This window comes from Hymenobacter agri (assembly GCF_054778495.1).
Genome location: NZ_BAAGZM010000045.1, coordinates 1 through 14610, shown reverse-complemented (window position 1 = coordinate 14610; position 14610 = coordinate 1). Strand labels below are relative to the sequence as shown.

Here is a 14610-nt window from a genome sequence, read left to right as displayed (position 1 = left end):
CGGCCGTGACGCGCAACCTGGCCCGCCGCAAGGCCGGCAAGGAGGAGCTGCCCGCCACGGTGGAGCCGGCCGAAATCCGCAAGGTGCTGGGCGCGCCCATTTTCGACCGCGACCAGTACCAGGACAACGACACCGCCGGCGTGGTCACGGGCCTGGCTTGGACCTCGGTGGGCGGCGACATTCTGTTTGTGGAAAGCCTGCTGAGCCGGGGCCGCGGCAAGCTTACGCTGAGCGGGCAGTTGGGCGACGTGATGAAGGAATCGGCCATTACGGCGCTGAGCTACCTGCGCTCGCGGGCCGATGAAATCGGCATCGACTACCGCTTGTTTGAGCAGTACGACCTGCACATTCACTTCCCCGAGGGCGCGGTGCCGAAGGACGGGCCCAGCGCGGGTATTGCCATTTTCACCAGCATGGCCTCGGCCTTCACCCAACGCCGGGTGCGCGCCAAGCTGGCTATGACCGGCGAAATCACCCTGCGCGGCAAGGTGCTGCCGGTGGGCGGCATCAAGGAGAAGCTGCTGGCCGCCCGCCGCGCCGGCATGAAGGACATTATCCTCTGCCCCAAAAACCGCAAGGACATCGAGGAAATCCCGGAGGACTACCTCAAGGGCCTCACCATTCACTACGCCGACCGGGTGGACGACGTGCTGCGCGTGGCCCTGCTCGACGAGCTGGTGCCGCACCCCCAGAAGCTGCCCGTGCGCGACGAGCCCGTGCCCGCGCCCGGCCCCAGCGTGGAGGTGCAGTAGGAGATGAATAGAAAGCACGTCATGCTGAGCGCAGTCGAAGCATCTCTACCGCAATAGTAACCCATCAATTAGATGACTATTGCGGTAGAGATGCTTCGACTGCGGCTGCGCTCGCCGCTTGATTCGCGGAATGCTCGGCATGACGTTCTATTGGTCTTTCGGATACTTTCCATCTAACTCCGGCGTTAGCGCTGCGGCGGGTTTTCCTCCCGTTGTACCTTAGTTGTATGAAGCAATTTTCCGCGTATCGGCTGGTGGGTTTGGGGTTGATGCTGGGCGGGCTGGGGCTGCGGCCGGCGGCAGCGCAGCAGCTTGGGGGGCGTACGGTGTTTCCGTTTCTGGACCTGCCGCCCAGCGCCCACCTGGCGGCCCTGGGCGGCATGAACCCCTCGACCCGCACCGACGACCCGAGCATGCTCTACGGCAACCCGGCCCTGCTGAACCCCGACATGGACGGCCGCCTGGCCCTGAGCTACGTGGCCTACGTGGCCGACATCAAGCAGAGCACCGTCGCCTACGTGTTCAACACCGAGAAGCTGGGCCGCCTGGGCGTGGGCCTCAGCTACCTCAACTACGGCAGCATCGAGAGCTACGACGCGGCCGGCAACAGCCTCGGCACCTTCGGCGTGAACGAATACACCGTAGGCCTGTCGGATGCTTATACCAAGGGTAATTTCACCGTCGGGGCCACCGCCAAGCTGGCCGTGAGCAGCATTGCCGGCAGCCGCTCGCTGGCCGGCGTGGCCGACGCCGGCGTGGTGTACAAGCACCCTACCGCCGATTTCACGGCCGGCCTCGTGGTGAAAAACGCGGGCTACCAGTTCATTACCTACCCCGGCACCGACCGCGGCCGCCTGCCGCTCGACGTACAAATTGGGGCCACCGTGAAGCCCGAGCACATGCCCGTGCGCTTCTCGCTCACGGCCCACCACCTGCAGCAGTGGGACATTCAGTACCTCGACCCCAACGCCCGCGGCACCCTCGACGCCAGCGGGCAGGAAAAGAAACCCACCCGCAGCTTCGGCGACAACCTGGCCCGGCACTTCACGGCCAGCGCGGCCCTGGTGCTGGGCAAGGGCCTGCAGCTGCGCGTGGGCTACAACCACCTGCAGCGCCGCGAGCTGCGGCTGGAGAACACCAGCGGCAGCGCCGGCCTCAGCTTCGGGGCCATGATTAAAATCAGCACCTTCCAGCTCGATTATACGCACGCCACCCTGCAGGCGGCGGGCTCCAGCGAGTACATCACCGTGGCGCGCAACCTCGATTCGCTGTTCAAAAAGAAGAAGTCGTAATCATTTCGGCTTGCCAACAAGTTAAGAACGTCATGCTGAGCGTAGCCGAAGCATCTCTACCGTAGTAGTAAACTCATCCGATTGGATTGCGTTGCGCGGTAGAGATGCTTCGGCTACGCTCAGCATGACGTTCTGCTTTCATCCTACCTACCCACTTGTAATCCCTGCCTACCATTCACCCGCTTTATGCAAAATTTCCTCACTCCGGCCCAGATTGTGGCCGAGCTCGATAAGTACATCATCGGCCAGCACGAGGCCAAGCGCTTTGTAGCCATTGCCCTGCGTAACCGCTGGCGCCGCCTGCACGCCCCGGCCGCCATGCAGGCCGAAATCGTGCCCAACAACATCCTCATGATTGGGGCCACCGGCGTGGGCAAAACCGAAATTGCCCGCCGCCTGGCTCACCTCGCCGACGCGCCCTTCGTGAAAGTCGAAGCCAGCAAGTTCACCGAAGTGGGCTACGTGGGCCGCGACGTGGAAAGCATGGTGCGCGACCTGGCCGAGCAAAGCGTGAACCGCGTGAAGGCCCGCCGCCAGGAAGCCGTGAAAGCCCAGGCCGCCGAAGCCGTGGAAGAAGTCATCCTCGATGCGTTGATTCCGCCCATTAGCCAGCCCGGCGGCAGCAAAAGCGGCCTGGGTTTCGGCAGTGGGGGAGGGGACGACGTGCCGTCGTCCGACACCGAGCTGAATGAGCGCACCCGCGAGCGGTTCCGCCAGAAAATCAAGAACGGCGAACTCGAAGACCGTAAAATCGAGATTCAGGTGGCGCAGGGTGCGCCCAGCATCGGTATCATGGGCGCGCCGGGGCTGGACGAAAACGCCATGTCGGGCCTGCAGGACATGCTGGGCAATATGATGCCCAAGAAAACCCGCAAGCGCAAAGTAACCGTGGCCGAGGCCCGCAAGCTGCTGCTCGACGAGGAAGCTGCCAAGCTCATCGACATGGACGAGGTGAAGGACGAGGCCATCCGGCAGTGCGAAAACGCCGGCATCATCTTCATCGACGAAATCGACAAAGTGGCCAGCAGCGGCAGCAAAAGCGGCGGCTCGGGCCCCGACGTGAGCCGCCAGGGCGTGCAGCGCGACCTGCTGCCCATCGTGGAGGGCTCGGCCGTGAACACCAAGTACGGCATCGTCAACACCGACCACATCCTGTTCATCGCCGCCGGCGCCTTCCACGTCAGCAAGCCCTCCGACCTCATCCCCGAATTGCAGGGTCGCTTTCCTATCCGCGTCGAGCTGCAAAGCCTCACCAAAGCCGACTTCTTCCGCATCCTCAAAGACCCCAAAAACGCCCTCACCAAGCAGTACGAAGCCCTGCTGCAAGCCGAGGAAGTCGAGCTCACTTTCGATGATGCCGCCCTGGAGCGCCTGGCCGAAATCGCCTTCGAGGTGAACGCCGAAGTGGAGAACATCGGCGCCCGCCGCCTGCACACCGTGATGAGCCGCCTGCTCAACGATATCCTCTACGACGTGCCCGACAAAATCGGCCCTAACGCCCGTATTCAAATCACGGCCGCGCTGGTTGATGAGCGCCTGCGCGACATGGTGAAGAACCGCGACCTGAGCCAGTATATTCTGTAGCAGCACACCAAGCTGCCCGCAACGAAAAAGCCCCGGCCAATTTGGTCGGGGCTTTTTTTATTGGCAGTTATAACGCCGGTACTAAGGCAGAATACGGGCCCGTACTTCGGTCGTCACAATGTCAGTACCATCCTCCAGTTTAATCTGGAACCAGTAGCGGATGAAGTTCGGGTTACGCTCATCCACTACCGGCGGCGTTCCCGTCATCGTAACCGTGGGTGCCGCACCGGCACTGTTCAAGCCAGCCGAATAGCCTGGAATCGTGGCAATGCGCGTCCGGTAAGCCGAATAATCGGCCAAGGTCGTCGTGAACGTAATTTCATTGGTACCAGTCCCTGCTTGGGGAGCCAGTGCGCCGTTCTTATAGTTTAACTGGTAAGCATCGGCGCTTTGCAGGTTGGTCAGGGTAGCGCCGGTGGCTACCTTGGTAATCTCCTTAATCTTGCCTTTATCGGCCGGGATTTGCAGCGTAATGGTAACGTTTCCCCCACCCGCAACCGAAGTAGTGACAATGGGAATACGCTCGAAATACGTGGCATTTTTTACCGTAACCGGGATGGCGGCTACGCTGTCCTGCAGCGGGCCAATTTTATCGCCGTAGTCCTTCTTGCACGAGAAAGTTGCCACCGACAACAGCGCAAGGGTCAAAGCCTGAATTAGAGTTTTTTTCATGACGGATTCAAACATGAGATGATTGCAGTTGAGACAAAAAGCTCAGCTTAGTTTGCCCACCACACCGGAACCGTGATGTTCGGGCGGGGATTGGGAATGTTGTTGGCGTTGGAAGAAATTTCCGTCAGCGTGTAGAAGAAGCGCTGCGGAATTACCGGGCTGTCGGCGCTGGGGTTGTCTACCGGGGCCAAGCGGGGGAAACCCGTGCGGCGATAGTCATTCCACGATTCGTAGCCGTTGCCAAACAATGCAATCCATTTTTGCGAAAGAATCTGGTTGCGCGAAACAGAGGGAGTTGAGCCACCCAGCGTCACGTACTTTCTGTTGGCAGCATTGCCCAGATAAGCAGTGATATCGGACTGAGCCACCCCGGCTTTGAGCATGGAGGCCGTGATGCCTTCCGTAAAGCGCGTCTGAGCATTCTCGCCGGTGTTCAGCACGAGTGCTGCCTCGGCCAGGATAAACTTGGTCTGGAAGTTCGTCAGCATCCGGACCGGTGCCTCACCGCTTACGCCAAGGATGTAAGTGTTGTAGACCGAGCGGTTGGTGACGCCCGGCACACCGGTGTTACTGCCGTTGTTGTAGCCGGTGAAGAGGCCGAAAGCAGTAGTAGTAGCCGCCGCGTTGGCCGGCGAATTGGTGTAGAAGCGTGGCAACCGGGGGTCGTTGCGTAGGTTCAGGCTGTCGATGAACCGCTTGCTGGCCATCTGGTCGGTAGAGCGGTTGGTGACGTTGTAGGAATAGAAGGGGTTCTGGTTACCCACCGTCGTGCCGAATGCCAGCTGGAAATCGTCGGCGTTGTCGGAGATGTAGCTCGTTGCGCCTTTGGCCAGCACTTCTTTAATGATGCTCGTAGCCAGTGCCGGCTCCTTTTTGCTGATTTGCAAGGCAAATTTCAGCAGCAGCGTGTTGCCAAACTTCTTCCACTTGCTCAGGTCGCCCTTGTAAATCAGGTCGTCGGCCGAGGTAGGAACGGTCGAGCCAGCCGGCTTGTCAAGGTCAGCCAAGCCATCGCGCACCAGGTCAAATAAGCTCTGAATACCCAACGAGGAGTTGCCTTTGTAGATATCCTCCTGTTTGTCGAAGCGCGGCTGCAGGTTAGCCGAGCCCAGCAAGGCCTGCGAGTACGGCACATCGCCCCACAGGTCGGTCACGAGGCCGAAGTTGTAGGCTTTCAGTAGTTTGGCGATGCCAGTATAGGCCGGGCCATTCTTGGCGCCGTTGTCGATAATGTTCTGGGCATCGGCCAGAGTGCCAGCGTACAGGTCAAACTGCCACTCGTTGTCGAACTCACCACGGATAGAGTAAACGTCGTAGCTCGTCGGCTGGTTGGTTACGCCAGCATAGCGCTGCATGAACAACTCGGCCACCCGGCCCACGGTATTCGTGGTTACAAAGGCCGTGTGGGCTTCCAGGTTCGTCAGGATTACGCCCGGCGGAACAACCTGAGGGTTGTTGGGGTCAAGGTTATCGCCAAAGAAGGTGTCTTTGTTGCAGCTGGAAGCAGCCAGCAGCATGGCACCCGCCGTGGCATAACGGAAAAGCGAAGAGTATTTCATATCGAAGATGAATCAATATTACAGAGTGAAGCGAAGGTTAACGCCGTAGGTGCGGGCATTCGGCGGGCCTTGCAAATCCAGACCGCGAATGTTGCCGGCGCCTTGGGTGTTCAGCTCGGGGTCGAAGTTGGCATTGGGGGCATAGTAGAACAGGTTACGACCCGACACCGACAGGCTAACCGTACCGAAGGGCGTGCGGTCGAGCAGGCCTTTGGGCAGGCTGTAGCCGAGCGACAGTTCGCGCAGGCGGTACACCGTTGCATCATACACACCCAGGTCGCTTTGCAGACCGAACGAACGCCAGTAGTCCTGGGCGCTTACCTGGATGTTGTTGGGGCGGTAGCTCGTCGTCACGCTGCCATCAGGATTGGTCGTGTTCACGGCAATCACACCGGGGATAACGCGGGGCAACTCGCGGTCAACACCGGTTTCGGCCAGCGCGCCGTTCGACTTATAGAAGTTGTTGGTGAACGAAACAATCTGGCCACCCTGGTTGGTGTCAACGAGGAACGACAGCGTTGCGCCTTTGTAGCTCAGCGTGTTGGTTACACCAGCCTGCCATTTAAAGTTCGGGTCGGCAATAATTTCACCAGCCAACTCGGGGACGAATAGACCCGTAGTGGGGTTGATGAGGTACTTGCCGTCGGGCGAAGTCGCCTTTTTGTTGCCCACAATAATGCCGTAGGGCTGGCCCACCTGGAACGAAGGAATGGTGCCCGTGAAAGCGTTGCCGTTGATAGACGAGCGGGTCACGCCGTCGGCCAGCTCAATCACCTCCGAGCGGATGCGGGTGAAGTTGGTCGTGATGTCCCACTTGAAGTTCGAGGTGCTCACGGGAGTGATGGTCAGCAACGCTTCAATGCCCTTGTTATCGAGGCGGCCAGCGTTAGCTACCCGCTGCTGGAAGCCCGTGGTGGCGGGCGTGGTCAGGCTGATAATCTGGTCGCGGCTGGTCTGATAGAAGTACGTTGCGTCCAGGGTAATGCGGTTCTTGAGGAAGCCGATTACGATGCCGCCTTCGTACGAGCGCGTGAATTCGGGGCGCAGGTTGGGGTTGCCTTGCGTATCGCCCAGGGTGAAGCCACCAGCACCGTTGAAGGGGAAGTTCAGGTTGGCCACGTTGTTGCCGTAGCTGGCCACGCCGTAAGTGGTGGCCAGGTTGTACGGGTCAGCATCCTTACCTACTTGGGCTACTGCACCTTTCAGCTTGGCGTACGATAGAATGTCAGAGTTGATTTTCAGGGCGTCGGTCAGGATAACCGAGGCGCTGGCCGAGGGGTAGAAATACGTGTTGTTATTCTTCGGCAGCGTAGAAGACTGGTCAACACGGCCGGTCAGCGACAGGAACAGGTAGTTATTATACGACAAGTCCAGCGAGCCGTAGTAGCCCAGCAAGCGACGAATCGAAGAGCTTTCGCCCGTACCGTTCGAGTAAACCGAGCCTACTGAGGAGTTGGGGAAACCAGCTACCAGCAAGTTGTCAGCACGCGAGGTAACGCTCTGGAAACGACGCGAGTTTACTTGCTGGCCCAACAACAGGTTGGCATTGAAGCCCTCGAAGAACAGGTTGTCTTTCTTCAGCGTCGCAATCAGGTCGCCGGTGAATTCGCTGCGATAGAAAACCTGGTCGAGCACCTGACCGGTGGGGACGCGGGCTGCGCCCGGCGTGAACACCCCTTTCCGCCGGTCGGTGTAAGTATCCAGGCCCGCGCGGTACATCACATTCAGCCAGGGCGTAATGTTGTACGCAATGTTGGCTACGCTGATGAAGCGGGTCAGGTCCGACGTCGTCGTCACGTACTGGCGGTTCCAGCGCGGGTTGTCGGTGCCGGCAAAGAAGATGCTACGGCCCGTAGTGGGGTTCACGTAGGGGAGGCCTTCCAGGTCGTAGCTGCGCGGCACGTTAACCAGTGTACCGAAGGCGCTGCTGCCGTTGCCGATAGCCGAACCTAGCTGGTTGGAGGTGGTGAAGTTAACCGAGCCGCCCGCCGTCACTTTGTTGAGCAGCTTGGTTGCACCGCCCAGCTGAATGTTGGTGCGGTTCAGGTCGTTGAACTCCGAAATGCCTTTTTGCGCAGTGTTGTTTATGCTCAGAATGAAGTTCTGGTCGGCATTGCCGCCGCGCAGGCTCACGCCGTTGGTGAGGAGGCGGCCGGTGCGGAAGAAGTCCTTAATGTTGTTGGGGTAAGCTTGGTAGGGCAGCAGCGAACCATCGCCGAGGCGCAGGCCGTTGGCAATCGTGGGCGTGGTACCGAAGCGAGGGCCCCACGATGCGGCCGAGCCCGTGTTGATGTCGCCATACACACCGCCCGCTGCCGGCAGCGCGGTCAGGTTCGTGCCATTCAGGCCTTGGCCGTAGTCATTCTGGAACTTCTGGATACCGTACACCTGCTGGAAAGCGAGGCCCGAAGTAGCCGTGATTTCAAGCTTCTTGTTGGCATTGCGGCCCGATTTGGTGGTGATGATAACAGCACCTGCCGAAGCACGCGAACCGTACAGTGCGGCCGCCGCCGGGCCTTTCAGAATGTTGATGCTTTCCACCGACTCGGGGTCGATGTCGAGGGCACGGTTCGACGTTTGGGCGCCGCCCAGCGTGCCGAGCGAGCCGCCGTTGGTGCGGTCGAGGCTGTTGCTAATCGGAATACCATCCACCACGAACAGCGGCTGGTTGGTGCCCTGCAGCGACGTGATACCGCGGATGTTGATGTTGGTCGACGAGCCGGGCAGGCCGCTCGAGTTGGTGATGGTCACACCCGAAACTTTGCCTTGCAGCGCATTCAGTACGTTCGGCTCCGATTTCTGCGAAATCTGGCCGGATTTGATTTCCTGCGTAGCGTAGCCCAGCGAGCGGATGTCTTTTTCAACACCTAGTGCCGTTACGACTACTTCGCTCAGCTGCTTGTTGTCTTGAGCCAGGACGACGTTGAACTGTGACTCGTTGCCGATTGCGCGCTCTTGCGTGGCCATGCCAACCGACGAGAACACCAGCGTGCCGCCCGTGGCTGGCACGGCTAAGCTAAAGTCGCCGTTGGCATTGGTTGAAATGCCGGTGGACGTTCCTTTCAACAGCACGGTCACACCGGGCAGTCCCTCTCCGGATGTTTGGTCGGTTACCCGGCCCGAAACGGTACGGGTTTGGGCCAGTGCGCCAGTGATGAAAGTAAACATGAGCACCAAGCTCATGAGTAGGAATTTTTTCATGGGTAAAAAAATGATGGTTAGAAAAAGAACAAAAAGACGATGAACAGAGGCCTATGGTCAAAAATAGGCAGTGAATTGCGCATTGTAGTGCAATAAATGCATTTTTTGGCCATAAAGCCTATTGGGTGGTTATGGTGATGAATATTGCATGAATAAGAAATTCAGATGATGCGATTTGGTGGGAAAATGGATTATCTGATTGACTGTCAAAGGCATTATTTTGTCGGCACTGCTTGATACACGATGTAGCTGCCATATCGGGCAGGTACTGAAACAGTGTGACGGTCCTACTTTACTTGCAATTATCGCTGCTCGAATTGTAGGCTACTGGGCATGTGTGTGTAGTTCATTGCTGCCCCAGCGGGTGATGTATGAGAGAGGCTTGTCCATCGCAGTCCGATAACCAATCTCGATAGTTGAGTGCCGCGGAAAGATAAGCGACGGCGCCGAGTGTTTGTAGAAATTTTGGGTGAACGACATTAAACAATAGGCGCAAGCGGCAACTGGCGCGGTAGGTGCTTGATGCGCGTACCGATGTTTTTACACACACGCAACGGATGGAAAAGCAGCATGCAGCATTTCCTGTCTGTTTTTACAGGAGTACAGCACCGTGCAAAAGGCTGTGGGTTTGAACCAGCCGAGGGCCTTGTTGCAAAGGTTGTGTGGCTATTTAAGTGGCGGGTATGTAAATTATTAAATCTGATAAAGCATGGACTTATGCTCTACCACGGCACATGCTGGCCTTGCCAGGTCAGGAAGCTGCCATTTTCTTCGGCGTGCAGTTGTTCGGCCAGGCGGATGATGCCGCGAGCAGAGTCGGCCGGCTCTTGGGTGGCATGCTCGCCGCCCATTTCGGTGCGCATCCAGCCCGGGTCGACGAGCAACGAAATCAGGCCCATGTGGCCAACTTCGGCGGCCAGGCTGCGCATGTACATGTTTAGGGCGGCTTTGCTGGCGCTGTAGTGGTAGGGGTCGCCGGTAGCCTTCCAGGTGAGGGAGCCCTGGCCCGACGAGATGCTGAGAATGCGCCCCTTGCGGCCGGCGCGCAGCAACGGCAGCAGCGCCTGGGCCACCAGCAGCGGCCCGATGGCATTCACCTGCATGGTTTCGATGGCGTCGTCGTGGGTGAGCTGGCCCAGGCGCTGGTGGTCATCGCCCGAGCCGGCGTGGGGGTACACCCCGGCGTTGTTGATGAGTACATCGAGGGCGTCGGTGGCTTGCTGCGTGGCCACCACGGCCCCGGCAATGGAGGCTGCGCTGGTAACGTCGAGCGGCAGCAGCACGAGGCGGTCGGTGTACTGCTGCTTCAGGGTTTGGAGCTTGGTGGCCGCGGCGGGCTGGCGGCAGGCGGCAAATACCTGGTCGCCGCGCTCAAGGTACTGGCGGGTGAGCTCGAGGCCAAGGCCGCGGTTGGCTCCGGTAATGAAAGCGCGCATGAATGATTGAAGAACGGGTTGAATAATGGCAATGGGCAAACGGATGCGCAGTTTACGCACAAAAGCGCAGTCGATTGCGACCCGGCCGGCTGGCCAGCCTGAGGTTTACTTGGTGCAGCACGTACTTGCGCTTCGTATGAACAACCTGATTACTTCCCTGGGGGTGGCTGCAGCCCGCGCCCTGCTGCCGCAGCTCGGCGAGCTACTCCGCGACGCGGTCGATTCCGGCGCTTCAGTAGGCTTTTTGCCGCCGCTGCCCGCGGCCGAAGGCATCGATTACTGGCAAAGTGTGGTGGCGGCCATTGAGGCCGGACACCGGGTGCTGCTGGTGGCCCACGCGCCCGGTACGGGCGAGCTGGTCGGTACTGTGCAGCTCGACCTGGCCACCCGGCCCAACTCACGGCTCCGCGCTGAAGTTTCGAAGCTGCTGGTGCATACGCGGGCGCGCCGCCGGGGCGTTGCCCGCCAATTGCTGGAAGCACTGGAAACGCAGGCCCGGCAACTGGGCCGCACCACGCTCATCCTCGATACCCGCCACGGCGACGGCGCCGAAACGCTCTACCGCACCCTCGGCTACCAGTTCGTGGGCATCATCCCGGAGTATTTCATCAACCACGACGGGCGGCCCCACGCCACCGCCGTGTACTATAAGCTGCTCGGTGGGTAGCCACCCCAGCCGCATCCGGCTGATAAATGCCCGCTTCGTTGCTTTGCCGAAACATTGCACTCATTCCTTCCATGCGTTTTCTGTTTTTAGCATTGACCGGGGCGCTGGCGACAGGTGGCCCGGACCACGCCCAGACCAACCCAGCCGCCGACACCACGGGCCTGACGGCTTCTCTGCGCCAGCTCTGGCAACAATCGGCCCTGCCGGGCTTCGCCGTGGCGGTGGTGCGGCCCGATGGCGTGGTGTATGAGCACGGATTTGGCTACGCCAACATGGCCCGCCGCCAGCCCTACACCGCCACCACGGTGCAGGTAATCGGCTCGGTGAGCAAAACCCTGATTGGCGTGGCCTTGCTGCAGGCCCAGGCCGCCGGCCAGCTGCGTCTCGACCAGCCCGTGAACGAGCTGCTGCCGTTCGCAGTCGCCAACCCCTATTTTCTTACCCAGCCCATCACCCTGCGCCAACTGGCCACGATGACCGCCGGCCTGACCGACGACCAGTCGTTCTACAACAAGCGGGCCTACGCCAAGGGCTACTCGTCGCCGCTGACCAGCCAGGAATATCTGCGCCGGACGCTTACGCCGCAGGGGCAGTGGTACCGGCGCCAGCAGTTCGTGCCGCACGCGCCCGGCACCTACTACGCCTACAGCAACGAAAGCGCGGCGCTGGCCGCCCTGGCCCTCGAGCGGGCCACGGGGCAGCCCTACAGCGAGTACACGCGCCAGCACATTCTGCAGCCGTTGGGCATGACGGATTCGGGCTGGTCGCGCGCCGAAGTGGACACCACCCGCCTGGCCACGCTCTACGACGAGCGGGGCCGGCCCGTGCGCCCGTACTACGGCGTCACCTACCCCGATGGCGGCCTGTTTTCCAGCGTGCACAGCCTGGGGCGCTACCTGCACGCCATCATCAACCCCACTATTGCCGGGGCTCCGCTGAACACGACGCAGCGCGACTCCCTAATTCGCCCGCAGTTCTCAGCGGCGCACCCTCCGCAGCACCTCGACCCCAGCGAGCCGAACCAAGGGCTGTTTTGGGCGCAGCGGCGCAATGGCACGGTGGGCCACACGGGCGGCGATACCGGCCTCAGCAGCTTCCTGTTTTTTGACCCCGTGACGCGCGTGGGCAAAATCTTCGTCACCAACACCGAGCTGAGCAGCCGCACGGCCGCCGAGTTCAAGGCCATCTGGCAGGCGCTTGATGTGGTGCATTAATAACTAAGAAAGCCGCATTTCCGGCCCGCAGCTTGTGAACAGTCTGTGGAGGTAGTGAAAAAAAGAACGTCATGCTGAGCTTGTCGAGGCATCTCTACTGCGATAGTAAATGAATTACTTGCGCGGTAGAGATGCTTCGACAAACTCAGCATGACGCTCTAGGGTATTGTTATAGGCGGCTGTTCTTAAGCCCTAGCCAGCCGCCACGGCCTTGCGGCGCGAGCCCGTTTTAGGCACCCGCTCCTCGCCTTGGGCCAGTAGTTCGTCGTCGCGCTCGGTTTTCTTCACCCAGCTCACTGAGTACAGGTCCTTGCGGCGGTCGCGCAGGTTGCGCACGGCCCCGCTGGTGTTCAGGTCCTTCAGTAGGTCAAGGTCGAGGTCGGCAATGAGGGTCATTTCCGTGTTGGGCGTGGCCTCGGCCACGATGGCGTCGTGCGGGAAAGCGAAGTCGGAGGGGCTGAACACGGCCGACTGCGAATACTGAATGTCCATGTTCTCGATGCGGGGCAGGTTGCCCACCGAGCCGGTGATGGCCACGTAGCACTCGTTTTCGATGGCGCGGGCCTGAGCGCAGAGGCGCACGCGCTGGTAGGAGTTCTTGGTGTCGGTCCAGAACGGCACGAACAGGATTTTCATGCCCTCGTCGCTCAGCATGCGGCTCAGCTCGGGGAATTCCACGTCGTAGCACACCAGAATGCCGATTTTGCCGAAATCGGTGTCGAAGCACTTCAGCTTGTCGCCGCCGCGCATGCCCCAGTAGCTGGCCTCGTCGGGCGTCACGTGCAGCTTGTACTGCTCGTCCATGGTGCCGTCACGGCGGCAGAGGAAGGCCACGTTGTGCAGCTTCTCGTTTTCGTACACCGGCATCGAGCCGGCCACGATGTTGATGTTGTAGCTCACGGCCAGCTCCATCATCTTGGCCTTGATGGGCTCGGTGAAGGCCGCCATGGCCCGGATGGCCACCGCCGGCGAGTCCTCGTTGGTGAGGGCCATGAGCGGGGCGTTGAAGAACTCCGGAAACAGCACGCAGTCGGCCTTGTAGCCGCTCACGGTATCCACGAAAAACTCGATTTGCTGCATCAGGTCTTCCAGCGAGCGGGTGGCGCGCATCTGCCACTGCACAATGCCGATGCGGACGTTGGATTTGGTGTTGCCGATGAGCTTTTCCGTCTCCTCGTAATACACGTTAATCCATTCCAGCAGCGTAGCGTAAGCCTTTGATTCCGAGTCGTAGGGCAGGTAGCCGCGAATGATTTTGCGCACGTAGAACTCGTTCGAGAGCTGGAACGTGAGAATGGGGTCGACCAGCTCCTTGTTGCGTACCATCTCCACGTACTTGGCCGGCGTCATCTCGTTGGCGTAGGCGGCGTAGCCGGGGATGCGGCCGCCGGCTACCATAGCGCGCAGGTTCAGGTTCTCGCACAGCTCCTTACGGGCGTCGTAGAGGCGGCGGCCCAGGCGCAGCGAACGGTACTCGGGGTCCACAAACACGTCGACGCCGTAGAGCGTGTCGCCGTCGTCGTCGTGGGTGTCGAACTTGCCGTTGCCCGTGATTTTAGCATACGTGTGCTTGTCGCCGAACTTGCTGTAATCCACAATGATGGCGAGCGCAGCGGCCACCAGCCGGCCGTTGTCCTCAATGCCAATCTGGCCCTCCGGAAACTTCCGAATCAGGGCCGCAAACTCGTCGGCCGCCCAGGCGCCTTCCATGTTGGAATACACCTTGTCCATAATTTCCTTGATGGCCTTGAAGTCGGAGCGGCGCAGCGTACGCAGCACTAGCTTGTGAGCCGGCACGGCAGTGGGCGTGAGGCGCTCGGCAAGCACGGCCGGCGAGGGCTTGCCCACCTTTTTGGCGTGCGCGCCGCCGGGTGCGGCTTTGCCGTTGGTAGCCGAAGAAGCGGCAGATTTGCCGTTAGAAGAAGTTGCCATAAGAATCGAAAGCGAAAAGGGTGGAACCACCGGGTTCCGGAGCCCGGCAACCGTGCCGGCCCCCAAATTTACCCATGAAAAAACCCGTTGGCGGCAGTTGCCAACGGGTACTCAAACGGCAAAACCGTCAAAACGGTGCAATGTTCGGCTGCGGGCTACTCGCGCACTACCCGGCGCGTGGCCGTGCCTTGGGCCGTTTGCACCGTGAGTAGCAGCACGCCGCGGTAGCTGCCCAGCGCATCGGCCCCAAGCACGATGCTGGCCGCGCCGCCGCCGTAGCCGCGCCGGAACAGTAGCCGGC

The 14610-nt window shown here is 60.3% G+C and carries 10 protein-coding genes; 5 read left to right on the top strand and 5 right to left on the bottom strand.

Features of this window, described 5'->3' with window-relative positions; all coding sequences use genetic code 11:
- From ACYVDE_RS04540 to hslU, 3 genes are all read left to right on the top strand, one after another.
- A partial coding sequence (locus tag ACYVDE_RS04540; protein WP_460500277.1) for a S16 family serine protease occupies positions 1-752 on the top strand: 752 nt, incomplete at its 5' end.
- Between the two features lie 227 nt (positions 753-979).
- Positions 980-2044, top strand: a complete 1065-nt coding sequence (gene porQ, locus ACYVDE_RS04535; protein ID WP_460500276.1) for a type IX secretion system protein PorQ — start codon at positions 980-982, stop codon at positions 2042-2044.
- Between the two features lie 186 nt (positions 2045-2230).
- Entirely contained in the window at positions 2231-3628 is a 1398-nt protein-coding gene (hslU, locus tag ACYVDE_RS04530) for an ATP-dependent protease ATPase subunit HslU (protein ID WP_460500275.1), read from the top strand.
- 81 nt (positions 3629-3709) lie between these two features.
- Here the strand turns inward: hslU and ACYVDE_RS04525 are convergent, their stop codons facing one another.
- The 4 genes from ACYVDE_RS04525 to ACYVDE_RS04510 all read right to left on the bottom strand — a co-directional run bounded on the left by ACYVDE_RS04525 (position 3710) and on the right by ACYVDE_RS04510 (position 10496).
- Positions 3710-4315, bottom strand: coding sequence for a hypothetical protein (locus ACYVDE_RS04525; protein ID WP_460500274.1), 606 nt, complete (start codon positions 4313-4315; stop codon positions 3710-3712).
- 32 nt (positions 4316-4347) lie between these two features.
- The gene (locus tag ACYVDE_RS04520) at positions 4348-5859 is read right to left on the bottom strand and encodes a RagB/SusD family nutrient uptake outer membrane protein (RefSeq protein ID WP_460500273.1); all 1512 of its coding nucleotides are present in this window, start codon (positions 5857-5859) and stop codon (positions 4348-4350) included.
- An 18-nt stretch (positions 5860-5877) separates the two neighbouring features.
- A complete protein-coding gene (locus ACYVDE_RS04515) occupies positions 5878-9060 on the bottom strand; it encodes a SusC/RagA family TonB-linked outer membrane protein (RefSeq protein WP_460500272.1) in 3183 nt (1060 codons plus the stop codon).
- Between the two features lie 722 nt (positions 9061-9782).
- On the bottom strand, positions 9783-10496 hold the full coding sequence (locus tag ACYVDE_RS04510) for an SDR family oxidoreductase (RefSeq protein ID WP_460500270.1): 714 nt from the start codon (positions 10494-10496) through the stop codon (positions 9783-9785).
- A 136-nt stretch (positions 10497-10632) separates the two neighbouring features.
- Here ACYVDE_RS04510 and ACYVDE_RS04505 point away from each other — a divergent pair, with 136 nt between their 5' ends.
- Both ACYVDE_RS04505 and ACYVDE_RS04500 read left to right on the top strand, forming a co-directional pair.
- Positions 10633-11163 carry a GNAT family N-acetyltransferase gene (locus ACYVDE_RS04505; protein ID WP_460500269.1) on the top strand — a complete coding sequence of 177 codons (531 nt, stop codon included), beginning with the start codon at positions 10633-10635 and terminating at the stop codon, positions 11161-11163.
- 71 nt (positions 11164-11234) lie between these two features.
- Positions 11235-12377, top strand: coding sequence for a serine hydrolase domain-containing protein (locus ACYVDE_RS04500; protein WP_460500267.1), 1143 nt, complete (start codon positions 11235-11237; stop codon positions 12375-12377).
- Between the two features lie 192 nt (positions 12378-12569).
- On the opposite strand, the gene ACYVDE_RS04495 is transcribed toward ACYVDE_RS04500, so the two are convergent.
- Positions 12570-14108, bottom strand: a complete 1539-nt coding sequence (locus tag ACYVDE_RS04495; RefSeq protein ID WP_460500278.1) for a GNAT family N-acetyltransferase — start codon at positions 14106-14108, stop codon at positions 12570-12572.
- Positions 14109-14610 lie beyond the last annotated feature (502 nt).